At 72.8% G+C, this 22,973-nt stretch carries 19 protein-coding genes; 6 read left to right on the top strand and 13 right to left on the bottom strand.

Annotated features, from left to right (window positions below; all coding sequences use genetic code 11):
• Window positions 1-52: 52 nt before the first annotated feature.
• From ACH4G3_RS01325 to ACH4G3_RS01315, 3 genes are all read left to right on the top strand, one after another.
• Complete coding sequence (locus tag ACH4G3_RS01325; protein ID WP_397622507.1) at window positions 53-817, top strand: class I SAM-dependent methyltransferase; 765 nt, start codon at window positions 53-55, stop codon at window positions 815-817.
• A 149-nt stretch (window positions 818-966) separates the two neighbouring features.
• A complete protein-coding gene (locus ACH4G3_RS01320; protein WP_397622506.1) occupies window positions 967-1,266 on the top strand; it encodes a hypothetical protein in 300 nt (99 codons plus the stop codon).
• A 71-nt stretch (window positions 1,267-1,337) separates the two neighbouring features.
• Window positions 1,338-1,649: an ArsR/SmtB family transcription factor gene (locus ACH4G3_RS01315; RefSeq protein WP_397622505.1), complete on the top strand. Its 312-nt coding sequence runs from the start codon at window positions 1,338-1,340 to the stop codon at window positions 1,647-1,649.
• An 80-nt stretch (window positions 1,650-1,729) separates the two neighbouring features.
• On the opposite strand, the gene ACH4G3_RS01310 is transcribed toward ACH4G3_RS01315, so the two are convergent.
• From ACH4G3_RS01310 to ACH4G3_RS01300, 3 genes are all read right to left on the bottom strand, one after another.
• Window positions 1,730-2,167: a DUF6299 family protein gene (locus ACH4G3_RS01310; RefSeq protein ID WP_397622504.1), complete on the bottom strand. Its 438-nt coding sequence runs from the start codon at window positions 2,165-2,167 to the stop codon at window positions 1,730-1,732.
• Between the two features lie 113 nt (window positions 2,168-2,280).
• Window positions 2,281-2,679, bottom strand: coding sequence for a RidA family protein (locus tag ACH4G3_RS01305; RefSeq protein WP_397622503.1), 399 nt, complete (start codon window positions 2,677-2,679; stop codon window positions 2,281-2,283).
• A complete protein-coding gene (locus ACH4G3_RS01300; RefSeq protein WP_397622502.1) occupies window positions 2,676-3,830 on the bottom strand; it encodes an acyl-CoA dehydrogenase family protein in 1,155 nt (384 codons plus the stop codon). Before ACH4G3_RS01300 ends, ACH4G3_RS01305 begins: the two co-directional genes overlap by 4 nt.
• Before the next feature lie 128 nt (window positions 3,831-3,958).
• On the opposite strand from ACH4G3_RS01300, the gene ACH4G3_RS01295 reads away from it, so the two are divergent.
• Together ACH4G3_RS01295 and ACH4G3_RS01290 are read left to right on the top strand one after the other, a co-directional pair.
• Window positions 3,959-5,581 (top strand): AMP-binding protein, encoded by a 1,623-nt coding sequence (locus tag ACH4G3_RS01295; RefSeq protein ID WP_397622501.1) that lies wholly within the window; start codon window positions 3,959-3,961, stop codon window positions 5,579-5,581.
• A gap of 15 nt (window positions 5,582-5,596) precedes the next feature.
• Window positions 5,597-6,424, top strand: a complete 828-nt coding sequence (locus ACH4G3_RS01290) for a PaaX family transcriptional regulator (RefSeq protein ID WP_397622500.1) — start codon at window positions 5,597-5,599, stop codon at window positions 6,422-6,424.
• Here the strand turns inward: ACH4G3_RS01290 and ACH4G3_RS01285 are convergent.
• Together ACH4G3_RS01285 and ACH4G3_RS01280 are read right to left on the bottom strand one after the other, a co-directional pair.
• Window positions 6,408-8,765 carry a bifunctional salicylyl-CoA 5-hydroxylase/oxidoreductase gene (locus ACH4G3_RS01285; RefSeq protein WP_397622499.1) on the bottom strand — a complete coding sequence of 786 codons (2,358 nt, stop codon included), beginning with the start codon at window positions 8,763-8,765 and terminating at the stop codon, window positions 6,408-6,410. The genes ACH4G3_RS01290 and ACH4G3_RS01285 overlap by 17 nt on opposite strands.
• Entirely contained in the window at window positions 8,750-9,577 is an 828-nt protein-coding gene (locus tag ACH4G3_RS01280) for an enoyl-CoA hydratase family protein (RefSeq protein WP_397622498.1), read from the bottom strand. Before ACH4G3_RS01280 ends, ACH4G3_RS01285 begins: the two co-directional genes overlap by 16 nt.
• Window positions 9,578-9,885: 308 nt before the next feature.
• Between ACH4G3_RS01280 and ACH4G3_RS01275 the strand changes: the two genes are divergently transcribed.
• Window positions 9,886-10,353 (top strand): ATP-binding protein, encoded by a 468-nt coding sequence (locus ACH4G3_RS01275; RefSeq protein ID WP_354745520.1) that lies wholly within the window; start codon window positions 9,886-9,888, stop codon window positions 10,351-10,353.
• A 6-nt stretch (window positions 10,354-10,359) separates the two neighbouring features.
• Here the strand turns inward: ACH4G3_RS01275 and argF are convergent, their stop codons facing one another.
• The 8 genes from argF to ACH4G3_RS01235 all read right to left on the bottom strand — a co-directional run bounded on the left by argF (window position 10,360) and on the right by ACH4G3_RS01235 (window position 22,960).
• Window positions 10,360-11,367, bottom strand: coding sequence for an ornithine carbamoyltransferase (gene argF / locus ACH4G3_RS01270; RefSeq protein ID WP_397622497.1), 1,008 nt, complete (start codon window positions 11,365-11,367; stop codon window positions 10,360-10,362).
• Between the two features lie 90 nt (window positions 11,368-11,457).
• Window positions 11,458-12,681, bottom strand: coding sequence for an arginine deiminase (locus ACH4G3_RS01265; protein ID WP_397622496.1), 1,224 nt, complete (start codon window positions 12,679-12,681; stop codon window positions 11,458-11,460).
• 98 nt (window positions 12,682-12,779) lie between these two features.
• On the bottom strand, window positions 12,780-14,474 hold the full coding sequence (locus tag ACH4G3_RS01260; RefSeq protein ID WP_397622495.1) for an HEXXH motif domain-containing protein: 1,695 nt from the start codon (window positions 14,472-14,474) through the stop codon (window positions 12,780-12,782).
• A 104-nt stretch (window positions 14,475-14,578) separates the two neighbouring features.
• On the bottom strand, window positions 14,579-14,812 hold the full coding sequence (locus ACH4G3_RS01255) for a hypothetical protein (protein WP_397622494.1): 234 nt from the start codon (window positions 14,810-14,812) through the stop codon (window positions 14,579-14,581).
• A 97-nt stretch (window positions 14,813-14,909) separates the two neighbouring features.
• Window positions 14,910-16,037: an effector-associated domain 2-containing protein gene (locus tag ACH4G3_RS01250; protein ID WP_397622493.1), complete on the bottom strand. Its 1,128-nt coding sequence runs from the start codon at window positions 16,035-16,037 to the stop codon at window positions 14,910-14,912.
• Entirely contained in the window at window positions 16,034-17,209 is a 1,176-nt protein-coding gene (locus ACH4G3_RS01245) for an RBBP9/YdeN family alpha/beta hydrolase (protein WP_397622492.1), read from the bottom strand. Before ACH4G3_RS01245 ends, ACH4G3_RS01250 begins: the two co-directional genes overlap by 4 nt.
• 133 nt (window positions 17,210-17,342) lie before the next feature.
• The gene (fxsT, locus tag ACH4G3_RS01240; protein WP_397622491.1) at window positions 17,343-21,869 is read right to left on the bottom strand and encodes an FxSxx-COOH system tetratricopeptide repeat protein; all 4,527 of its coding nucleotides are present in this window, start codon (window positions 21,867-21,869) and stop codon (window positions 17,343-17,345) included.
• Complete coding sequence (locus ACH4G3_RS01235; RefSeq protein WP_397622490.1) at window positions 21,869-22,960, bottom strand: AAA family ATPase; 1,092 nt, start codon at window positions 22,958-22,960, stop codon at window positions 21,869-21,871. Before ACH4G3_RS01235 ends, fxsT begins: the two co-directional genes overlap by 1 nt.
• Between the last annotated feature and the right edge of the window lie 13 nt (window positions 22,961-22,973).

Genomic DNA, 22,973 nt, shown 5'->3' with positions numbered 1-22,973 from the left:
TAGGCTCGGACCGGCAAGAGTCAGGTGCGAGACGGCAAGGTGGCGCGACCGGATGGGGCTGAGTCTGGCGACGGCGGAGCGATGGGTGGAGCGCTGGGAGCTCCAGCAGCAGCGGTACGCGGTCGACCGCGAGGAGCGGTTCACGGTGATCGCCGACGTCGTCGAGCACATCACGGCCGGGCAGGACTCCCGGCCGCTCGTCGTCGACCTGGGCTGCGGGCCCGGCTCCCTGGCGGCCCGGCTGGTCCGGCGGCTGCCGGACGCGGAGATCGTGGCCGTGGACCGGGATCCGCTGCTGCTGGAGCTGGGCCGGACCCACCACCCGGACGCGGCCCGCTACGTCGACACCGAGATCGGCGCACCCGGCTGGACCTGGGCTCTGGACCTGGACCGGCCCCTGGACGCGGCCGTCTCCACGACGGCCCTGCACTACCTCGACCGCAACACCCTGCTGCGCGTCTACCGGCAGCTCGCCGCGCTGCTGCGGCCCGGGGGTGTCCTCGTCAACGGCGACCATCTCCCCCAGGGCGACACGGGCCCGGGCGGGATCGCCGCCCATGTCGGGCGGTGCCGGGCCGACCGGCAGCGGGTGTTCGCGCACGAGGACTGGGGGTCCTGGTGGGCCGCCGTCGCCGACGACCCCGAGCTGACGGACCTGCTCGCCGAGCGCCGCCGCCGCGAGGCACCTCTCGACACCGGCCGCCCCGCCGAACTCCCCCTCTCCGCCCATCTGGAGCTGCTGCGGCAGGCGGGCTTCGCCACGGCGGGCCCGGTCTGGCAGTACGGCGACAGCTGCGTGGTCGTCGCGGTTCGCTGACCCGGGCATCACCCCTGCGCCGCCCTCGGCTCGCGGACGGCGCCGGTCGCCAGGACAATACATGCAGGAATCGCTATATGTTAATGTCGCAATGACGACCCCGACGGAAGCGCCGCGGGCAGCACGAACACACGCAAGGAGCCACCCCCATGACCACCGCCGAGCACCTCACCCACGAGAACCACGCGCACGCCCACGGCGACGACTGCGGCCACGTCGCCTTCACGCACGGCGACCACACGGACTACGCCCACGACGGCCACGTCCACCGGATGCACGGTGACCACGTCGACGAGTGCACGAACGGCGGCCACGCGGTGCACCAGAACCACGATCACCAGCACGGCGACAACTGCGGCCATCTGGCCGTGCGCCACGACGACCACACCGACTACGTCCACGACGGTCACCGGCACGCCGCTCACGAGGGACACTGGGACGACCACTGAGGCACCTGGCGCCTGTCACCCGGCACCTGCCCGACATATTGGAAACCGTTGTCATATGCTAATGTGTGCATATGACAACGACGCCCTCCCTTCCGACGGACGAGCCGGATCCGGCCCTGCAGGCGGCCAGCGAACTGCTGCGCGCGCTGGCCTCGCCCGTACGGCTGGGAATCGTGCGCGAACTGTCCGGCGGCGGGAAGTACGTCCATGAGCTGGTGACCGCGCTGGGCGTGAGCCAGCCGCTGGTCTCCCAGCATCTGCGGGTGCTGCGCACGTCCCGGATCGTCACCGCCCGGCGTCAGGCCCGCGAGACGCGGTACACCCTCACCGACGACCATGTGGCGCACATCGTGCTGGACGCCATCCGGCACGCACAGGAGTAGGGGCAGGACGGTGGCGCGGGCCGGGTCCGGACCGGTGAGCGGCCCGCGTTCGCGGGCCGCTCACCGGTCCGCCGCTGCGCTCAGGCCCGGGTCAGAGTGATGGCCCGGCCCTGTACCGCGTGGAAGTGGGGCATCGGCAGGCCGCCGAAGATGCGCAGTTCCATCAGGGTGGCCTCGACGTGGGCCGCGCCGCGCACGAGTGCGCCGGGCGTGGGCCGGCCCGTGTTCACCCAGCGGTGCTTCGCGCCGTCGCACACGGCCCGGGTGCCGCCGATGCCGTAGCGGGTGAGGGAGGCGCCCTGGCTCACGGAGGAGCTGACGAAGACCGGGCCGCTGGAGCTCTGGCAGCGGTAGGTGCCGGAGAGGGTGACGGTGCCGTCGGCCGTGATCCGGCCCACCGGGTCGACCGTCACGGCGTCGCGCGGGGCGGGCGCCGCGGTGGCGGGTGCGGCTGTGGCGCCGGTGAGCAGGAGCAGCGCGGCACCGGCCGCCGCGCCGAGAAGGGGACGTGGACGCATGGGGGGAACCTCCCGAAAGGAGCGGATTTGCGGCTTCCACTCGTACCGGGCCTCCGGCCCGGCGCCCGTGACCCTCACCCCTTCGGTGGCGAGTCCGCCGCGCCCCCAGGCCTTCAGGGCAGCACCGCGAAGCCGTCCAGCTCCACCAGCGCCTCCTCGTCCCACAGCCTGACGACCTCGACGACCGCCATGGCCGGGTAGTGGCGGCCCGCCAGTTTCCGCCAGAGCAGGCCCAGTTCCGGGGCGTGGTCGCGGTACGCGGCGACGTCCGTGGCGTAGACGGTCACGCGGGCCAGGTCGGAGGGCGTGCCGCCGGCCGCCGTGAGGGCGGTCAGCAGGTTGGTGAGGGCCTTCTCGAACTGTTCCGGCAGGGTCGCGCCGGTCACCTTGCCGTCGCCGTCGAGGGCGGTCTGCCCCGCCAGGAACACCACCCTGGACCCGGAAGCCACGACGGCGTGCGAGAAGCCCGCCGGCGGGGCGAGGCCGGGCGGGTCGACGCGTTCGGTGGTCACCGGGCCTCCTGGTGGGCTGCGTACAACTCCTTGGCGATGATGCCGCGCTGGACCTCGCTGGCCCCCTCGTAGATGCGGGGGGCGCGCACCTCCCGGTAGAGGTGTTCGAGCAGGTGACCGCGTTGCAGTGCGCGGGCGCCGTGCAGCTGGACGGCGGCGTCGACGACGTACTGCGCGGTCTCGGTGGCGAGCAGTTTCGCCATGGCGGCGCGCCGGGGCACGTCCGGGGCGTCCTCGTCGTACGCCGTCGCAGCCGCGTAGACCATCAGCCGGGCCGCCTCCGTGCGCAGGGCCATCTCGGCGACCTGGTGGGAGACGGCCTGCAGGTCCCGCAGCCTGCCGCCGAAGGCGTCCCGCCCGGCGGTGTGCGCGACGGTCGCGTCGAGCGCCGCCCGGGCCATACCGACCGCGAAGGCACCGACGCTGGGGCGGAACAGGTTGAGCGTCCCCATGGCGACCCGGAACCCCCGGTCCACCTCGCCGAGCACGTCGTCGGCCGTCACCGGAACGGCGTCGAAGCCGAGCGCGCCGACGGGATGCGGGGAGAGCATGTCGAGCCCGGCCCCGGTCAGCCCCGGCCGGTCCGCCGGCACGAGGAACGCCGTGACGCCACGGGCCCCCGCCCCCGGGGTGGTCCGGGCGAAGACGGTGTAGAAGTCGGCCTCGGGCGCGTTGGAGATCCAGCACTTCTCACCGGTGAGACGCCAGCGGGTGGCATGCCCGGAACCAGACGAGCCGCCTCCTTCCGCCTCCGCCCGCAAGTCCAGCGCCGCCGCGTCCGACCCCGCCCCCGGCTCGCTCAGGGCGAAGGCCGCGATCGCCGTGCCGTCGGCGACCCGGGGGAGCCAGCGGGCGCGTTGGGGCTCCGTGCCGTGGGCGTGGACGGGGTGGGCGCCCAGGCCCTGGAGGGCCAGGGCCGTTTCGGCCTCCGTGCAGGCGTAGGCGAGGGACTCGCGCATGAGGCACAGGTCGAGCGCGCCGGAGGTGAAGAGGCGGCCGAGCAGGCCGAGGCCGCCGAGTTCGGCGACCAGGGCCCGGTTCACCCGGCCCGGTTCACCCTTCTCGGCCAGCGGGCGGAGCCGCTCCGCGGCCAGGGCGCGCAGCTCGGCGCACCAGGCGAGTTGTGCCGGTTCGAGCGAGAATGCGGTCATCGCCGGTCCCTTCTCCGCCACCCCTGCCTCCCGGCCGGGCCACTCCGAGGCTATCGCGGACCGTTGACTGTCGTCACCAACACGATACGCTCCTGGAGCGAGCCCACCACGCCAAGGGGGCGAATCGTATGAATCCACGGGGTACGGCCCACGTCGACACCTTCGCCCGTGACCATCTGCCACCCCCGGACCAATGGCCCGAGCTCCGTTTCGACCTGCCGGAGCTGCGCTACCCCGAACGGCTCAACTGCGCCGCCGAACTGCTCAGCGGCCCGCCGGGCGACCGCCCGGCCTTCCTCACCCAGGCCGCACCACCGTGGACGTACGCCGATCTGCGCGCCCGCGTCGACCGCATCGCACACCTGCTCACCGGCGAACTCGGTGTCGTCCCCGGCAACCGCGTGCTGCTGCGCGGTCCCACCACGCCCTGGCTCGCGGCCTGCTGGCTGGCGGTGCTGAAGGCGGGTGCCGTCGCGGTCACCGTGCTCGCCCAGCAGCGCCCGCACGAGCTGAGCACGATGTGCGAGATCGCCCGGGTCCGGCACGCGCTGTGCGACGTCCGGGCCGTCGACGACCTGGCCAAGGCCGAGATCCCGGACCTGCGGATCACGGCCTACGGCGGTGACGCCCCGGACGACCTCCTCAACCGCCCGGCGCCCGGCACACCGTACGAGGCCGCCGACACGGCGGCCGACGACGTCGCCCTGATCGCCTTCACCTCCGGCACCACCGGCCGTCCCAAGGGCTGCATGCACTTCCACCGGGACGTCCTGGCCATCGCCGACACCTTCTCCCGGCATGTGCTGCGCCCGCGCGCCGACGACGTGTTCACGGGCAGCCCCCCGCTCGGCTTCACCTTCGGCCTCGGCGGGCTGGTGGTCTTCCCGCTGCGGGCCGGGGCGAGTGCCCTGCTGCTCGAACAAGCCGGTCCGAAGCAACTGCTGCCGGCCATCGCCCGGCACCGGGTCTCCGTACTGTTCACGGCCCCTACGGCGTACCGCGCGATGCTCGACGAGCTCGACGGGCACGACCTCTCGTCCCTGCGCCGCTGCGTCTCGGCCGGCGAGAACCTGCCGGCGGCCACCTGGAAGGCGTGGCACGAACGCACCGGCGTGCGCGTCATCAACGGCATCGGCGCCACCGAGCTGCTCCACATCTTCATCTCCGCCGCCGACGAGCGGATCCGGCCCGGCACGACGGGCGTTCCCGTGCCGGGGTGGCACGCGCGCGTGCAGGACGAGAACGGCGAGCCGGTGCCCGACGGGGAGCCGGGACTGCTCGCGGTGCGCGGACCGGTCGGCTGCCGCTACCTCGCCGACCCGCGGCAGCGGGAGTACGTACGCGGCGGCTGGAACATCACCGGCGACACCTACGTCCGCGAGCCCGACGGCTACTTCCGGTACGTCGCCCGCGCCGACGACATGATCATCTCCGCCGGGTACAACATCGCCGGACCGGAGGTCGAGGACGCGCTGCTGCGGCACCCGGACGTGGTGGAGGCGGCGGTCGTGGGACGGCCGGACGAGGCACGCGGGCAGGTCGTGGTGGCGTTCGCCGTCCTCAAGGAAGGCGCCGGCCGGGACGCCGAGGCGCTGCGCGACTTCGTGAAGGGCGAGCTGGCGCCGTACAAGTGCCCGCGCGAGATCGTCTTCCTGGACGCGCTGCCGCGCACGGCCACCGGCAAGCTCCAGCGGTACCGGCTGCGCACGGCAGGGTTCCCGGACGGCGGCACCGAAGCCGACCGGGAGTGACCCGTACGACCTAAGATGATCAACGTGTCCGACCAGCATGCACCACGGTCTCTCATCGTCACGCTCTACGGCGCGTACGGCCGCTTCGCGACGGGTCCCGTGCCCGTCGCCGAGCTGATCCGGCTGCTCGCCGCGGTCGGCGTCGACGCCCCGTCCGTACGCTCCTCGGTGTCGCGGCTGAAGAGACGCGGACTGCTCGTGCCCGCCCGCACCGCCCAGGGCGCGGCGGGCTACGAACTGTCCCCTGACGCCCGCCAGTTGCTCGACGACGGCGACCGGCGCATCTACGCCACGGCGCCGCCCGAGGACGAGGGCTGGGTACTCGCCGTGTTCTCCGTGCCCGAGTCGGAGCGGCAGAAGCGGCACGTGCTGCGCTCCCGGCTGGCAGGCCTCGGTTTCGGCACGGCCGCGCCGGGCGTGTGGATCGCGCCCGCGCGGCTGTACGAGGAGACCCGGCACACCCTCCAGCGGCTGCGGCTGGACGCGTACGTCGACTTCTTCCGCGGTGACCACCTCGGCTTCGCCCCGACCGCGGAGGCCGTGGCCCGCTGGTGGGACCTGGCCGCCATCGCCAAGGAGCACGAGGCGTTCCTCGACCGCCACGCGCGCGTGCTGCGGGACTGGGAGAAGCGCGAGGACACCCCGCCGGAGGAGGCCTACCGCGACTACCTCCTCGCCCTGGACTCCTGGCGCCACCTCCCCTACACCGACCCGGGCCTGCCGTCCGAGCTGCTCCCCCGGGAGTGGCCGGGCACCCGCTCGTCGGCGGTGTTCCAGGGCCTGCACGAGCGGCTGCGGGACGCGGGCGCCGAGTTCGTGGGGCTGCTCAGCGCCCCAGAGTGAGGCGCGGCTTGGGCGCGTCCGTGCGGCCGGTCCGGGGGCGGCGGCTGCCCGCGCGGTACGGAGCCGGCCAGACGGCTCCGGGGCCCGTGTAGCCCTGCTCGGCCGCCGCGTGCAGCGTCCAGTGCGGGTCGTAGAGGTGGGGGCGGGCCAAGGCGCACAGGTCCGTACGGCCCGCCAGGATCAGGGAGTTGACGTCGTCCCAGGAGGAGATCGCGCCGACCGCGATCACCGGGATGCCGGTCGCGTTGCGGATCCGGTCCGCGAACGGAGTCTGGTACGAACGCCCGAACTCGGGCCGTTCGTCGGCGACGACCTGCCCCGTCGACACGTCGATCGCGTCGGCGCCGTGCGCGGCGAAGGCCCGGGCGATCTCGACGGCGTCCTCGGCCGTGGTTCCGCCGTCGGCCCAGTCGGTGGCGGAGATCCGTACCGTCATGGGCCGCTCCCCCGGCCAGACGTTGCGTACGGCGTCGAAGACCTCCAGCGGGAACCGGAGCCGCTTCTCCAGCGGGCCGCCGTAGGCGTCGGTGCGCAGGTTGGTCAGCGGGGAGAGGAAGCCGGAGAGCAGATAGCCGTGGGCGCAGTGCAGTTCGAGCAGGTCGAAGCCGGCCCGGGCGGCGCGGCAGGCAGCGGCCGCGAACTGCTCGCGGATGTCGGTGAGCTGGGCGCGGGACAGCTCGCGCGGAGTCTGGCTGAACTGCTTGTACGGGAGCGCGGAGGCGGCCACGAGCGGCCAGTTGCCCTCCTGGAGCGGCTCGTCCATGCCCTCCCACATCAGCTTCGTGGAGCCCTTGCGGCCGCTGTGGCCGAGCTGCACGCCGATCGCGGTGCCGGGCGCCCGGTCGTGCACGAAGTTCGTGATCCGCCGCCAGGCCTCGGCCTGCCGGCCGGTGTAGAGGCCGGTGCAGCCGGGTGTGATCCTGCCCTCCTCGCTGACACACACCATCTCGGTCATCACCAGCCCGGCCCCGCCCATCGCCCGCGCGCCCAGATGGACGAGGTGGAAGTCGCCGGGGACGCCGTCGACCGCCGAGTACATGTCCATGGGCGAGACGACGACCCGGTTGCGCAGGGTCAGGCCGCGCAGCCGGAACGGGGTGAACATCGGGGGCGTGCCGGGCGGGCAGCCGAACTCCCGCTCCACGGACTCCGTGAAGTGCTCATCGCGCAGCCGCAGGTTGTCGTGGGTGACGCGGCGGCTGCGGGTGAGCAGGTTGAAGGCGAACTGACGGGGCGGCTGGTCCACGTACAGGGCGAGGTTCTCGAACCACTCCAGGCTGGCCCGGGCCGCGCGCTGCGTGGAGGCGACGACGGGTCGCCGCTCCGCCTCGTAGGCGGCCAGGGCCTCGGGCAGGGTGTCCCGCTCCTCCAGACAGGCGGCCAGGGCGAGCGCGTCCTCGACGGCGAGCTTGGTGCCGGAGCCGATGGAGAAGTGGGCGGTGTGGGCGGCGTCGCCGAGGAGGACGACGTTGCCGTGCGACCAGCGGTCGTTGACGACCGTGCGGAAGGTCGTCCAGGTGGAGTTGTTCGACGTCAGGGGGCGGCCGCGGAGTGCCTCCGCGAAGATCTTGGCGCAGCGTTCGATCGACTCGGCCTCGCCGAGTTCGTCGAAGCCGGCCGCGTGCCAGACCTCTTCGCGCATCTCGATGATCACGGTGGAGGCGTCCGGTGCGTAGGGGTAGCCGTGGAGCTGCATCACGCCGTGTTCGGTCTCGGCGATCTCGAAGCGGAAGGAGTCGAAGGGGAAGTCGGCGGCGAGCCAGATGTAGCGGCAGCGGTGGGTGGTGACGCGGGGGCGGAAGACGTCCGCGTGGGCCTCGCGGGTGGTGCTGTGGATGCCGTCCGCGGCGATGACCAGGTCGTGGGTCTGCGGGAGGTCGTCCGGGGCCTCGGTGCGGAAGCGGAGGTCGACGCCGAGTTCGCGGCAGCGGGTGTGGAGGATCTCCAGGAGGCGTTTTCTGCCGAGTGCGGCGAATCCGTGGCCGCCCGAGGTGTGCCGTACGCCCCGGTGGACGATGTCGATGTCGTCCCAGCGGGTGAAGTGTCTCTGGAGGGCCTCGTAGACCTGGGGGTCCGCGTGTTCTATGCCGCCGAGGGTTTCGTCGGAGAGGACGACTCCGAAGCCGAAGGTGTCGTCGGGGGCGTTGCGTTCCCAGACGGTGATGTCGCGGGTGGGGTCGAGGCGTTTGAGGAGGGCGGCGGCGTAGAGGCCGCCGGGGCCGCCGCCGATGACGGCCACGCGTAGGGGGTGGCTTGTGTTCTTGGGCGGCTGCGGGTGCGTTGTGGCTGGTCGCGCAGTTCCCCGCGCCCCTGAAGGCAACTCGCTCACCGTCCGCTCCATTTGGGAGGGCGCTTTTCTGTGAACGCGGCGTGGAACTCTGCGTAGTCCTCGCCTGTCATGAGGAGGGCCTGGGTGGAGGCGTCCAGCTCCACCGAGGCTGCGAGGGGCATGTCCAGTTCCGACGTCAGCAAAGCCTTCGTCTGGGCGTACGCCAGGGCCGGGCCCTGTGCCAGGCGGTGGGCCAGTTGATGTGCTGCCTCGTCGGCCCGGCCCTCCTCCGTCAGTTCGCTGATCAGGCCGATGCGCTCCGCCTCGGGGGCGCGGACCGGGTCGCCCAGCATCAACAGGCGGGTGGCGTGGCCGAGGCCCACGACCCTGGGCAGGAGGTAGGCCGCGCCCATGTCGCCGCCGGAGAGGCCGACGCGGGTGAAGAGGAAGGCGAAACGGGCCGTGGGGTCGGCCACGCGGAAGTCGGCGGCCAGGGCGAGGACCGCCCCGGCGCCGGCCGCCACGCCCTGTACCGCCGCGATCACGGGGAAGGGGCACTCCCGGATGGCGCGGACCACCTGGCCGGTCATCCGGTTGAAGTCGAGGAGCTGGGCGGTGTCCATGGACAGCGTGGCGCCGATGATCTCGTCGACGTCGCCGCCGGAGCAGAAGCCGCGGCCCTCGCCGGCCAGTACCAGGGCCCGCACGGACCGCTCCCTGGACAGCTCGGCGAGCAGGTCGCGCAGGTCGGCGTAGGCACCGAAGGTGAGCGCGTTGAGTTTCTCGGGGCGGGCCAGGGTGACGGTGGCCACGCCGTCGGTGAGGTCGACGCGCAGGTGCTCCCAGCTCGGGGTGCGGGCGGCGGAGCCGGTGAAGGGACTCATGACGTGCGGCCTCCTCGGGCGGGCACTGCCTCACTGAGCTCTACCCCACGAAGTTATCACTCATCCGTGACTGTCGTCATGAGTGCGCGATAGGCCGTCCGGGTAGGACTTCCTGGGGAGCCGGGTGTGAACCGGGCCGGTTACATCCGTCACAGATCGTCCACACCGGCGTAACGGTGGGAGCAGCTGTGCGCGGCACCGCGTTCACCTGGGTAAGCCGTGCGGCAAGGGGGCCGCAGGCCCCACGACAGTGCCCCTCGGACGCCTCGGAAGAGTGGCGCCGTACCATTCATAAGGTTGAAAGCAGGATGTCCTGCTCCATGAACGGACCCGCCTTGTACGAACTCCCCTCAGCCCCCGCCTCCTGGCGCGTCGCGCTGCCGCACACCGCCGCGGCGGTGCCCGTGGCCCGTGCCCTGGTCCGTACGGCGCTGGCCGAGCTGGAGCACGGGGCCGACTGCGACACCGCGGAGCTGCTCACGGCGGAGCTGGTGGCGAACGCCGTGGAGCACACCACCGGCGAGACGCCGATAGAGCTGGTGGTGGAGCTGATGCCGTCGGGCTGCCAGGTCGAGGTGCACGACACCGACCCGCAGCCGCCCGGCGATCTGACGTGTCCGTCCGGCGGGATGCCCGACCCCTGGCAGGAGCACGGGCGCGGTCTGCTGCTGATCCGCACCCTGAGTTCCTCGTGCGGGCACCGGCCGACCGAGTCGGGCAAGGCGGTGTGGTTCAGGCTGCCGGTGGTACCGGCTCAGCGGCGCCCGTCGGCCTGACGCGGCTCAGCCGAGCGTCGCGACCAGCACCGCCTTGATGGTGTGCAGACGGTTCTCCGCCTCGTCGAAGACCACGGAGTGCGCCGACTCGAAGACCTCGTCCGACACCTCCAGGTACTCCAGGCCGTGGGCCGCGTGGATCTCCTGGCCGACCTTGGTGCCGAGGTCGTGGAAGGCGGGCAGGCAGTGCAGGAACTTCACGTCCGGGTTGCCGGTGGCGCGCAGGACGTCCATGGTCACGGCGTACGGGGCGAGGGCGGCGATGCGCTCGGCCCAGACCTCCTTCGGCTCACCCATGGAGACCCAGACGTCGGTGGCGACGAAGTCGGCGCCCCGGACGCCCTCGTCCAGGGTCTCGGTGAGGGTGATGCGGGCACCGCTGGTTTCCGCGAGCGCGCGGGCCCGGTCGACGACCTCCTCGGCCGGCCAGTAGTCCTTCGGGGCGACGAGACGGACGTCCATGCCGAGCAGGGCTCCGGTGACCAGGTAGGAGTTGCCCATGTTGAAGCGGGCGTCGCCGAGGTAGGCGAAGGTCATCCCGGTCAGCGGCTTGGCGCAGTGCTCGGTCATGGTGAGCACGTCGGCGAGCATCTGGGTGGGGTGCCAGTCGTCGGTGAGCCCGTTGTAGACGGGCACACCGGCGTGCGCCGCCAGCTCCTCCACCTTCTCCTGGCTGTCGCCCCGGTACTCGATCCCGTCGTACATCCGGCCCAGCACCCGCGCGGTGTCCCGCACCGACTCCTTGTGACCGATCTGCGAGCCGGACGGGTCGAGGTACGTCGTCGAGGCGCCCTGGTCGGCGGCCGCGACCTCGAAGGCGCAGCGGGTGCGGGTGGAGGTCTTCTCGAAGATCAGCGCGATGTTCCGGCCCCGCAGGTAATGGGTCTCGGTCCCGGCCTTCTTGGCGGCCTTCAGCTCGGCGGCCAGCTCGACCAGACCGCGGAACTCCTCCTCGGTGAAGTCCAGCTCCTTGAGGAAGTGGCGGCCGGCGAGGGCGGTCGGGACTGTCGCCATGGGGCGCTCCAGGGATACGGCGGTACGGGACGGACAGGACTACTGGAATACTATACGAAACTCAGCATGCCTATACGTCACTGTGTGTGCTCATACGGGCTCCCGTTCGACCGGGCAGCTCATGCACCGCGGGCCGCCCCTGCCCCGTCCGAGCTCGCTGCCCGGGATCTCTATCACTTCGATGCCCTGTTTGCGCAGGTGGGTGTTGGTGGTGGCGTTCCGCTCGTAGGCGACCACGACGCCGGGTTCGACGGCCAGGACGTTGCAGCCGTCGTCCCACTGCTCGCGTTCGGCCGCGTGCACGTCCTGGGTGGCGGTCAGCACCCGGATCTCGTTCAGGCCCAGCGCGGCGGCGATCGCGCGGTGCATGTGCTCCGGCGGATGGTCGGTGACCTTCAGCTCCTTCTCGCCGACGCCCGGTTCGATGGTGTACGAGCGGAGCATGCCGAGCCCCGCGTACTGGGTGAAGGTGTCGCCGTCGACCATCGTCATCACGGTGTCGAGGTGCATGAAGGCACGCCGCTTGGGCATGTCGAGAGCCACGATCGTCTCCGCGGACCCGGCGGCGAAGAGCTTGTGCGCGAGCATCTCGACGGCCTGGGGCGTGGTGCGCTCGCTCATCCCGATGAGCACCGCCCCGTTGCCGATGACCAGGACGTCCCCGCCCTCGATGGTGGACGGGTAGTCGGCCTGTCCCTCGGACCAGACATGGAAGGTCTCGTCGCGGAACAGCGGGTGGTGCCGGTAGATCGCCTCGAAGTGCACGGTCTCGCGCTGCCGGGCGGGCCAGCGCATCGCGTTGATGGAGACGCCGTCGTAGATCCACGCGGAGGTGTCGCGGGTGAAGAGGTGGTTGGGCAGGGGGTCCAGCAGGAAGTCGTCCAGTTCCATGACGTGGAAGCGCACCGAGGTCGGCTCCGGGTGCACGTCGAGGAACTCGCGCTTGGTCATGCCGCCGACCAGGAGCTCGGCCAGCTCCGCCGCGGGCAGGTTCTCGAAGGCGGCTCTCAGATGGTCGGTGGCCAGCGGGCCGTACTCCTTCTCGTCGAAGACCCGGTCCAGGACGAGGGCCCTGGCCGCCGGGACCTGGAGGGCCTCGGCCAGCAGGTCACCGAAGAGGTGGACGGTGACGCCCCGGTCGCGCAGCACGTCGGCGAACCCGTCGTGCTCGGCGCGGGCCCTGCGTACCCACAGCACGTCGTCGAAGAGCAGCGAGGTCTTGTTGCTGGGGGTGAGCCTTTTGAGCTCGAGATCGGGCCGGTGCAGGATGACGCGGCGCAGCCGCCCGGCCTCGGAGTGGACGTGGTAAGCCATGCCTCCATCCTGACCATCCCAGCGCCTGTTGACGCGCTGCTCGCGCGTTTCGGCGAACTCTTGTTTGCGTCTGCCTGACGACAAACAGCCCGGACCGGTCAGCCGCTGGGCAGCGGCTGGAGCAGCTCCGGCCGGGCCAGCATGCGCCGCGTCGCCCGGCCCGGTTCGAGCACGGCCCGGGCGACGATCCAGCCGGCCAGGGCGTGCGGCTCGGCGGGGTCGGCGGCCAGCAGTTCGGCGTACCGGGCGAGCGCGGCGGCCGCGTCCCCGGCGGCGAGGTGCTCGTCGGCGGTGCGCGGGGCGAGGGGGCGGGCGGCGAAGGCGTGGGTGCGGACGTCGGGCCAGGACGTGCGGTCGAGGCGGAAGCGCGGGCCGTCCGGCGATGACTCCACGACGGGGTCGACGTTGCGCAGCCTCCACTCGGTGCGGTGCAGCGCGGAGGCGGTACGGGCCCGGGTGAGGGCGGTGTACGGCACCGGCTCGCGCAGCCAGCCGTCGAGGGTGCGGGCGAGGCCCGACACGAGGGCGTGGCCCTGCACGGTCAGCCGGCCGCTGGTCAGCAGGGTGCGCACGGCCAGCCGGCTCTGGAGGCGGCGCAACGCGAAGAAGTAGGCGGCCCGCTCGGCCTCCTCGGCCCCCTGCGCACCGGCCAGCCGGTCCCGCCAGAAGCCCGCGACGCCGGTGAAGGCGTAGGCGCCGTGCAGCAGGCCGGTGAGGTGGCGGGGGTCGGTGCGCCAGGGTGCGTAGTAGCGCTCGGCCCGGTCGTCCTCCAGCAGCGGGAACAGGTGCAGCAGGGCAGCCAGTTTGCTGTGCTGGAGCTCGTGGACGAGGGTCTCGGCGAGGGCGAGCGCGGAGGCCGGGCGGACGATGAGCATGCCGCCGAAGGAGTCGCCGCTGGAGGCCGACACCTGGACGAAGGGCGGTGGGGGCGGGCTGAGGGCGGTGCGTCCGAAGGGCACGATCGCCCGGATCATGGCGGGGTCGACCCGCCCGGGGCCCGGTATGCCCGGCCGTGCGAGGATCCGCGCGGCCTCGCCGAACAGGCGCTGCCACTCCTGTGCCTCGTCCTCGTCGAGCCGGGCGGGGGGCAGGTGGTCGTCGAGATCGCGGTAGGGGTCGAGGTCCTCGAGTACGACGGTGACGGGGGCCGTGCCGTCGGGGCCGGTGTGGGTGAGGGTGCGCAGCGGGAGCCAGGTGTCCCCGTCGGTGCCGGCACGCCGGCTCAGCGGACGGCAGGTCACCCGCACCGAGCCGGTCGTGCGGCCCGGCCCGGTGACCGTCAGCTCTCCCCCTCCCGTGATGGCCCGGCCGACCGCCAGGCCGGCTCTCGCGTCGGGGAGTCGGACCATGCCGAGACCGGGCAGGGGCAGCCCTCCCCGGGTGAGGGGGACGTCGAGGGCCGCCTCGGTGCCCGCGTGCAGGGATGCCGACAGGGCCAGGGCACACAGGTGGCCCGCCTCGGCCCACAGGGGCGGGCCGGTCGCCGTGCCGTGCACCCGGCGCAGCATGTGGGAGATCCAGCCGCCGGTCGCCGGGGCCAGCAGCAGGCGTTCGACCGGCTCGGGCGCCTTCTCGGCCGCCTCCTTGAGCACCCGCCAGGCTTCGGCGACCGGGGTGAGGGGGGTGGGCAGGGTGTCGAGACGGCCGAGGAGGGTGCGCAGGAGCAGCAACCGCCGTGCACGTTCGGCTCGTTCGAGGAAGGCGACGGCCGCCGCGGAGCCACCTCCGGCGGCCAGCTCCGCGAAGAGCCGGTCCGGCATGCGGAAGGGAGCGAGGTGCTGCTCGCTGGTCATCGTCGCGGACCTCCGGTCGGTTGGCGGACATGCACAGGACCCGGTGCGCGTGCGGGTGTCGCACCGGGCTCAGCCGTCGGGACGGTCGGCGGCTCGGAAGGGCCCTAGTCGGCTCGGGCGCCTCCCGGCCCCTCGCCGCTCCGCATGCTGCTGCGGGCGCGCAGCACCTCGGTCAACAGGCGTGTGGTGGGGGGCAGGGTCGGGAGACCGTCCACGGCGCTCAGGGGCAGCGCCGCGAGATCCGCCAGATCGGATTCCCAGACATCGGCCCCCGCGGTGGCGACGGCCGGTTCAGGTGCGGCGGCTCCGGCGTGGTGCAGAGCGGGCGGCTGGTCCAAGATGCTCCCCCTTCTCGCACGGTGGCACGCGATGCCCCGTGTCTTTCCATCATGGCCAATACCCCCCGGGGCGAAAACCGTACGATCACGCCACCGATCATTTCCGATCCCGCGGATGCGTCGATGAGGCCGTCAACTCAGCCAGTGCCACGGTGAGTTCGGCCTTCAGTTCCGGGTCGTCGTCGACGGCCACCACGGCGTCGAACAGGTCCCACAGTGCCTCCGGGTTCCGCCGGGAGAGCCCGCCGAGGATGTTGACGACGTCGGTGCGGGCCCTGCTGTGGCGGCGCAGCATGGCTGTGACACGGGGGTTCAGCGCGGCGACGACCGTCTGCCGTTCGTCGGGGTCGTTCATCAGGGGGTAGGCGAGGAGGGCTTCCACCGCGCGCTGCATCGCCGCGAGGGGGCGCTGCCCGGCGGGCGGTCCGGCCGGGGCCAGGGTTTCGGTGCGGTCGGGGCCCTGGAGCCGGATCTCTGGGTGCTGAAGAGTACGGCCCTCTTCCCTGAGGGCCGCGATGCGCGCCCGAACGGCCGGAAACAGTTCCTCCGGATCGGGCGGCGCGGGCAGCACGGCCGCCCGGTCGGCCAGCAGACCGAGCAGGACGTCGGAGAAGAGGCCGGTGGCCCGGACGGGATCGTTGGCCGCGGCCCTGCCCCGGCCGGCGGCGCGCAGCACGGTCTGCCGGTGCGCGTGGTTGGGCCGGCCCACCGGCAGGGCGTCGGCGGGCAGCGCCTCCTGGAAGGCGAGGTCCTCTTCGAAGGTCTCGCAGGCGTCCACGATCCACAGCTGCTCGCGCAGCCCGGGCACGGCGTCACCCGCGTACCGGGCGAGCGCGGAGTCCAGGTCGATGCCCACCTTGTCGGCGACGCCCGCGTCCGCGCAGAACAGCCGCAGCCGCCCGGCCCGGTCCAGCACCCCGTGCCCGCCCCACCACACCCACAGCACATCGCCCTGGGCCGGGGACAGTTCCCGCACCAGGACCCGGCGCAGGGTCGCCTGGTCCGCGCGCTCGTACGGGACTCCCGGGTCGTACGACGGCAACGGGGCCAGGTGCAGCCGGAGCCGGGACTCCGGCACCCCCGCGTCCCGCAGCAGCCGCCAGAACCGTACGGCGTCCCGGGCGGGCCCGGGCAGCCGCCAGGCGTCCCCGGCCTCGTACGCCTCTATCCCGACGACCAGGGCGTGCACCCGGGCCGGGTCGACGGACGGCATCGGCCCGGTCACGGCAGGCGGTCCGCGATGTGGCGGTACACGGCCGGGTTCGTCCAGTAGGCGCTGTGCGCGGCGGGGAACGGCTGGCCGCTGTCGACGGCGACGTCGGTGACGCGGCCCGGGAAGAGTTCCGCGCCGAGATAGCCGAGCAGGTCGCGCGGGTCGTACAGGTTCAACCAGTCGGGGACGTGCGGCGGCAGGAGCGCGGGGTGTTCCAGGGAGGGCAGGGAGCCCGACTCGTAGAGGAAGGGCCCCTGGGAGCCCGCCGTCACCAGCAGGGCGACGGGCGGCAGCGGCGCGGAGATCAGCGTGTCGAGGGCGATGATGCCGCCGAGGCTGTGGCCGACCACGGCGACGGGCTCCTCCAGGCCGGCGACGAGGGCGCGCAGCCCGTCCCGGAAGGCCGCGCCCCGGCTCAGGTAGCGCAGGATGTCACCGGCGGCGGGATGGGCGGCCTCGGTGAGGGCACGCCGACGGCGCTCGACGGCGCGCGCGGCCACTGCTCCGGCCGTGCGCAGCAGGTAGGAGCGCAGCCCTCGCTCCGTGCCCCGGGCCGGTGCCCCCAGGGCCTCGGCGATGCGGTCGGTGACGGCGTCCCGGGTCTCGCCGACCGGCACGAGCGGGGAGTCGGCGTCGAGGGCGTCGGCGACGATGCGGGCGGTCAGGGAACGGGCGGCGAGGACCGCGAGGTCCGCCGGATCGAGGGCGTCGGCGGCGGGGCCGAGCAGGGGGTGGGCGGCCAGGTCGGTGGCGGCGCGGGCCAGTCCGGGGCCCAACTCGGCGGCGGGCGCGTCCCCTCGGGCGGCGAGCGTGGCCAGCAGCGCCCGCGCCCGCTGCTGCGGCGGTACGGAGCCGGGCGGGCGTTCCACGGCCGGGGCGGACCCGGCGGCGGCCAGGGCCAGTTCGGCGTACGGGTCGGCGTAGAGGGCGGCCCATGCCGCGGTCGTCTCGTCGCCCGGGTCCGGCACGGCCGGGCCTTCACCGATACCGCGTGTGGTGCCGGTCAGGGGCGGCAGGCTCGCCCCGCCGGCCGCGAGCGTGGCACCGTGTGCCGCTCCCCAGGAGTAGGGCACGACGCGCAATCCGTCGCGCTGTGCGGCCAGTCCGGCCGTCACCCGCTCCACCAGCGCGGAGAAGCCCGGCTCGCGAACCCCGGTCCCATGAACGAAGACGACCGCCGTCATGCGCCCCCCGTGACCCGACTGCCTGCCTTGCTGATGCCAACGCCCGAGTATCACAAGGAAGTTGAGGCGGGGCAATCAGAACGGAGCCCGCCGCCCGGGAGGGTCCCGGCGGCGGGCCGTCCGGCCGCCCGTGTCACATGGGCATGGGAGCGAGGTCGCACTCGATGCGGCGGCGCTGGCGGGCGGCCTGGAGCCAGGGGTGGTCGTTGCGCAGCACCGCGGCCAAGCCCTCCACCGCCTTGCGCTGGAGCACGTCCGCCTCCTCACCTCGCCCGAGGCCCCGCAGATCGAGGGCGAGGTTGGAGGTGCAGGAGAGGGTGAGCGGGTGGCCCTCGCCCGCCACCTCGGTCAGCAGCGGCAGGTTGGCGGAGTCGATCGCGTGCGCCCCCTCGAAGTCGAGGCGGGCGTAGGCGGTGTTGGCCTGGCCGATGCCGACGGTGAGGGTGATGATGTGGTGCGCTCCGACCGTGTCGCCCAGCCGGCGCACCACGTCGTCCTCCAGCTCCTGCGCGGTGTCCAGGGAGCCGAGGGCCCGCTGGGTGGCGGCCAGGTTCGCCCTGGTCACCAGGGTGTGCGCGTGGTTGGCGCCGAGGCGCCGCTCCAGCCTGGCCACGCTGGCCTCCGCGAGCCGGTGGGAGCCTTCGAGGTCCCCCGCCAGACGCCGGTCGACGGAGACGTTGGTCGCCGTGGTCAGCGAGTCGAGGTGCTCGTCGCCGTAGCGGGCCTGGAAGTTGCGCAGGGTCTCCTCGGCGAGCTTGGCGCCCTCGGCGAGGTCTCCGTCCCGGCGGCGGCAGACGCCGAGGTCACGGGCGATGCGCAGGGTCAGGGGGTGCTTGTCGCCGAGCGCCGTGAGCGCCCTGCGGTAGACGTCCTCCTGCAGTTCGCGCGCCTTGGGGTACGAGCCCACCTCCCTGGTGTCGATGGCGACGCAGTGGAGGGTGTTGAGTGTGAAGAAGCTGGCGTCGCCGAACAGGATGTCCCGCTGACGGGCGGTCTCCTCGTCCAGCGTCAGCGCCTCCTTGAACTGCCCGCACAGTCTCAGGTCGACGCCCCAGCTGTGAGCGCCCCGCAGGGTGGCCTGGTCTTCGGGGCCGAACAGTGAGCGGGCCAGTTCGGTGGCCTCCCGGCCCAGGTCCCGCGCCTCCTGGAACCGGCCCTGGTACCGATGGGCGTCGGACATCTCGCACAGGGAGTCGATCAGTTCCTCGGGCTCGACCTGGACCCGGCGGGAGACCTCCAGGGCCTTCTCGGTGAGCGGGATCGACTCGGCGATCTGGCCGACCTGGCGCAGCAGGAACGCGAAGCCCTTGGTCATCCGGATGACATAGATGTCCTCCTCGCCAGAGGCGGCGAGCCATGCGCTCCAGGCCTGCCGGCCGAAGGCCGCGGCGCCCTCGTGGTCGCCCCAGTAGTACAGGAACCACATGGTGTCGTAGACCAGGTCGCGCACGTAGGAGTCGAGGCTGGTCACCGCCTGGGAGGCGAGCACGTGGGGCAGCAGTGCCTGGTACTCGCGCCACTCCTGGGAGGACCCGAACGGGCCCCGGTTGGCGGCGGACAGCAGCTGGTGGGCGGCGTCCCGCATCCGCTCGCGCTCCGCTTCGCCCAGCTTGGCGAGGAGCACGGTCTGGAGCAGGCGGTGCATCTGGAGGGTGCCCGCGCGCGGGTCGACCCTGATCAGGGAGAACTGGCTGAGGTCGCGGATCGCGCGGTTCAGCTTGATCGGCTCGCGCAGCATCGGGTCGATCTGCGGAGTGATGCTGACGCCTCGGCTGCTGCGCAGGATCGACCTCGGGATCGGCTCGGGGGCCATGCTGGCGCAGATGTCGAGAAGTTGCCGGGCGCCCGGGTTGTTCTCCCTGATGCGCTCCAGGGAGATGTCCCAGGCGGCGGCGACGGAGACCGGGTAGTCGGGGCTCTGCTCGATCTCCAGGATCTCCGGGCTGCGCCGGGCGAGCAGGTCGAGGTACTCGTCGACCTCCATGCCGGTGACGCCGAGCCAGGCGCCCGCCTGCTCCACGGCGAGCGGCAGGTCGCCGAGCGCTTCGGCGAGCCGGTCGGCGTCCTCGCGGGGCAGGTCCTTGGCGCGCTTCTGGAGCAGTTCGACGGACTCGTCGCGCTCGAAGACGTTCACCGGCAGGGAGGTGGCGACCCGTTCCCAGCCCCGGTTCCGGGAGGTGACGATGACCTTGCCCGGCCCGTTGTGCGGGAAGTAGCCGCGGACCGCCTCGATGTCCTCGGCATTGTCGAAGACCAGCAGCCAGTTGTCGTACGGCGTCCCGGTGCGCAGCGCCTCCAGCACGGCGGGCACGGCGGTGTTGGCCGCGGCGGCGCCCAGGCTGTCCTGGCCGACCGGGGCGACGCCCAGCTGGGAGGCGAGGGAGGAGAGCGCGGCCAGGATGAGGCTCTCGCGTTCGGCGGGGATCCAGCAGATGATCCGGTAGTCGCGCTGGTGGGTGTAGATGTACTCCAGTGCCAGCTGTGACTTGCCGACGCCACCGAGGCCGTGCAGGGCGTTGGGCAGCACAGCGGCGGTGTCCTGGGCGGCGAGCTGCTCCTCCACGGCCCTCAGCAGCGCCTGACGGCCGACGAACGAGGTGTTACGCATGGGGACGTTCACCAGTAGGGCCGGCGTTGCGGTCGTGGTGCTCTGCATGAGCGGCTCTGCCTCCGGGGTCTGTTGTCGGTGCGCGCCGGCCGTCTCAGACGGCGCGGATTCTCCGGTCGGATCGGGTATTTCCGCATCCGGGTTGATGCCCGCTGGGCTGGATGGAGTCGTTTCGCCCGGGTTATTCACCTGTGGGGGTGGCTGGGCGGACGCGCTGTTCTCCACCTGTTCGGCCGCGGCGGGCGGGTTCCTGGACAGGTTCGGTTCGATGCGCCTGGCCCGGTCGGCGTAGGGGCCCGACAGGGCGCGCATCACGGCCAGTTCGCTGCGCGCCCAGCCGCGTTCGGCGGGGTCGGGCAGCCTGGTCCGCAGCGGATCGTGCAGAGCGGCGCGGAGGGCGACGCCCCGCTCCCCCGCGGCCGGCAGCTCACCCACCACACTGACGGTGCGGGCGAGTTGGCTGCGCGTGGTGGTCGCGAGCAGTGCCTCGCGGACGCCCTCGGCGAACTCGGGGCGTCCTTCTCCCCCGCCCTCCCAGTCGATCAGTCCGCCCATGAGGATCTCGGCGAGGTGATCGGGGCGGGCCTCCGGCATCACCCGCCGCCGCAACTGCTCGACGAGGTCGAAGTCGAAGGGGACGGCCGCCAGTTGGGTGGCGAGCCGGCGGGCGGAGGGCGTGGCGAGGCTGAAGAAGCGCCGTACGGCTGCGGTGGCGGCACGCGGGAGGCGGGGGGCGCGCAGACCGGGGGCGGGCGCGCCCTTGCTGAGGGCTCCGGCCAGCACCACGGGCAGCGAACGCCGTACACCGCGCCCACCGGTGACCAGGTCGGACCAGGCGGCGAGGGAGGCGGGTTTGAGGGAGAGCACGGGGACGGCGACGGAGCCGTCGCCCGCCTCGGGCAGCGGCCGCATCGGGTCGGGGCCGCCGGGCGGTGCCCAGTGTCCGAGGCGGTTGTTGGGGGATCCGAATCCTCCGGCCTCCAGGACGGCCGGGTACGGGTAGAGCGAGGAGCGGTGACGCAGATGCGGCGGCAGCAGGTGGACGAGGGCGGTGGGGCCGGCCTGGGCGAGGCGGCCGAGGAGCTCGTCCGCGGCGGTGGCGGCCCAGCCGTGGGCCAGTCCGTCGGTGACGACGAGGAAGATCCGGCTGCCCCGGCCGTCGAGCAGTTCCGCCGGGTCGGCGACGGTCCGGCCCGTGGACCAGCGCAGGGTGGCGGTGCCGGTGCGCGGGACGGTCACGCGGAGCGTGCGCACACCGCGGAAGGCCCCGCTGTGCTCGGCGGCGCGGGCCAGGCGCGCCGCGCTCTCCTCCCAGATCCGCATCGTGGGCCCGTCGTCGAGCAGCAGCATCAGATCGAAGGCGGGGACCCGGGTGGGCCGCAGAAACGGCATCCACAGACCGTCGACGAGCCCCTGTTCGGCGGTGGTCTCCTCGTCCAGTTCCAGGCTGTCGCGGGACGGGATGCGGCGGGCCAGCTGGTGCAGGGCGCGGGCGAGGAGGGCCGTGAAGCGGCCGGGGCCGGAGGGGTCGGGTCCGGACCGGGGCAGCAGCGGCGGCCCGAGGTACAGGGTGGAGCGGCCTTCGGGGTGAGGTAAGAAACGATCGGCGACACGGGCTGCGGTTCGCTCGCCCGGGAGGGGCGACGCGGCGGGCGCGCGGCTCGCGGGCGACGTCCCGGAAGGAGCGTCCTCCTCGCCGGCCGCCGGCGGACCGTCGAGCGCTTCGGCCACCGGTGGCCGGGACTGCTGCTCGGCCTCCGCGTCCTGCGGGCTCACGGCGGGCTCGGTGTCCTGCGGGACCTCGGCTGCCACGGCCGGGGCCGGCGCCTCCTGATGTGCGTTGCCGGGGCCGTCGTGGCGGCTGCGGTACGCGGCGAGCCACACCGCGTCGGCGAACTCCTGCCAGCGCGGGACGAAGTGATCGGGAGCGGCCCTGACCCGGTCCGCGCGCTCGCTCGCACGCGCGAGGGGGTCGGGGTACACCGAAGGAGGCGGCGACGATCCCGATGCGGGATCCCCGTCGCCCATTCCGGATGCGCGCTCCCGGGTCATCAGCGGCCCTTCGCGAGGTCGCGGAGCAGCAATTCGACGAGCTTACGCCCGTCACCGTCAGCCTGGAAACCACCCGCAGTAGTCATCTGGACAGCGTTCAGCAACTGGTCGAGGGAGTGGACGCCGCCCGCCTGAACCCGCTGAACGAACAGGTCGACGAGGTCTTCGGTGCCTCGCGGCCGGAGCCCCAAGTGCCCTTCCACCATGGCCAGTAGTTGCTCCCGGGTGGGGGTGTGCATCTCCATCGGCAGGCAGCGGCGGCGGAAGGCGGCGGGGAATTCCCGCTCCCCGTTGCTGGTGATCACCACGACCGGGAACTCCCGGCACTCGACGCGTCCGCCCCGCACCACGGCCCGGCCTCCCGGGTCGCTGGTGTGCACGCTCGCCGCGTCCGCGGCGTCACGCACCAGCTCCGGAACCTCATAACTTCCATTCTCAAGAACGTGCAACAGGTCGTTCGGCAGGTCGATGTCGCTCTTGTCGAGCTCGTCGACGAGCAGCACCCGGGGCCGTTCGTAGGGCAGCAGGGCGGTACCCAGCGGTCCCAGTGTAATGAACTCCCCGATAACCGGCGCAAGTTGACGATCTCTTGACGCCGTCGCGGAGTTGACGGCCTGTTCGCCGTCTTCGAACACCGGCTCCGCCCGTGCCGCGTCGCGCAGGCCCGCCTGCCAGGCGGCGATGGCCTGGGCGCGGCCCATGGCGTCGTGGACGTACAAGCCGTCGCGCAGGCTGGTACGACTCACGACGTTCCATTCGAGTACCCGGCCGAGCCCCAGCTCACGCGACAACAGGTACGCGAGCGTCGACTTGCCGACGCCGGGAGGGCCGGTGATCAGCAGCGGACGGCGCAGCAACAGGGCGGCGTTGACCGTCTCGATCTGCTCGTCGTCGAGCTGGGGTGTGAGGCCGCCGGGCCCGAGGCGGCGCAGCGCGGCCTCGGCGTCGTCGGGAGGCGGGGCCTGGACGGGGCCTCCGCGGAAACTCCGCCAGGGCGGCGGGTCCGGCAGCGCGGGTGGGGCGTCCTGCGGGCGTCCGGTGGCGTGAAAGACGCGCCAGTCGTCCACGGCCGTCCGTTCCTGTGCGCTCATGCCGAAGCCTCCT

Source organism: Streptomyces afghaniensis, assembly GCF_044327915.1.
GTDB classification, from domain to species: domain Bacteria; phylum Actinomycetota; class Actinomycetes; order Streptomycetales; family Streptomycetaceae; genus Streptomyces; species Streptomyces afghaniensis.
The sequence above is the reverse complement of the archived record's forward strand: the minus strand, read 5'-3'. Positions and strand labels throughout refer to the sequence as shown.

Coding starts and splice junctions, on each gene's coding strand:
- ACH4G3_RS01280 (WP_397622498.1), bottom strand. CDS start 9,577: ATGAGTCCCTTCACCGGCTCCGCCGCCCGCACCCCGAGCTGGGAGCAC.
- ACH4G3_RS01300 (WP_397622502.1), bottom strand. CDS start 3,830: ATGACCGCATTCTCGCTCGAACCGGCACAACTCGCCTGGTGCGCCGAG.
- ACH4G3_RS01315 (WP_397622505.1), top strand. CDS start 1,338: ATGACAACGACGCCCTCCCTTCCGACGGACGAGCCGGATCCGGCCCTG.
- ACH4G3_RS01265 (WP_397622496.1), bottom strand. CDS start 12,681: ATGGCTTACCACGTCCACTCCGAGGCCGGGCGGCTGCGCCGCGTCATC.
- ACH4G3_RS01235 (WP_397622490.1), bottom strand. CDS start 22,960: ATGAGCGCACAGGAACGGACGGCCGTGGACGACTGGCGCGTCTTTCAC.
- argF (WP_397622497.1), bottom strand. CDS start 11,367: ATGGCGACAGTCCCGACCGCCCTCGCCGGCCGCCACTTCCTCAAGGAG.
- ACH4G3_RS01290 (WP_397622500.1), top strand. CDS start 5,597: ATGATCAACGTGTCCGACCAGCATGCACCACGGTCTCTCATCGTCACG.
- ACH4G3_RS01285 (WP_397622499.1), bottom strand. CDS start 8,765: ATGGAGCGGACGGTGAGCGAGTTGCCTTCAGGGGCGCGGGGAACTGCG.
- ACH4G3_RS01325 (WP_397622507.1), top strand. CDS start 53: ATGGGGCTGAGTCTGGCGACGGCGGAGCGATGGGTGGAGCGCTGGGAG.
- fxsT (WP_397622491.1), bottom strand. CDS start 21,869: ATGACCCGGGAGCGCGCATCCGGAATGGGCGACGGGGATCCCGCATCG.
- ACH4G3_RS01295 (WP_397622501.1), top strand. CDS start 3,959: ATGAATCCACGGGGTACGGCCCACGTCGACACCTTCGCCCGTGACCAT.
- ACH4G3_RS01310 (WP_397622504.1), bottom strand. CDS start 2,167: ATGCGTCCACGTCCCCTTCTCGGCGCGGCGGCCGGTGCCGCGCTGCTC.
- ACH4G3_RS01245 (WP_397622492.1), bottom strand. CDS start 17,209: ATGACGGCGGTCGTCTTCGTTCATGGGACCGGGGTTCGCGAGCCGGGC.
- ACH4G3_RS01320 (WP_397622506.1), top strand. CDS start 967: ATGACCACCGCCGAGCACCTCACCCACGAGAACCACGCGCACGCCCAC.
- ACH4G3_RS01275 (WP_354745520.1), top strand. CDS start 9,886: ATGTCCTGCTCCATGAACGGACCCGCCTTGTACGAACTCCCCTCAGCC.
- ACH4G3_RS01260 (WP_397622495.1), bottom strand. CDS start 14,474: ATGACCAGCGAGCAGCACCTCGCTCCCTTCCGCATGCCGGACCGGCTC.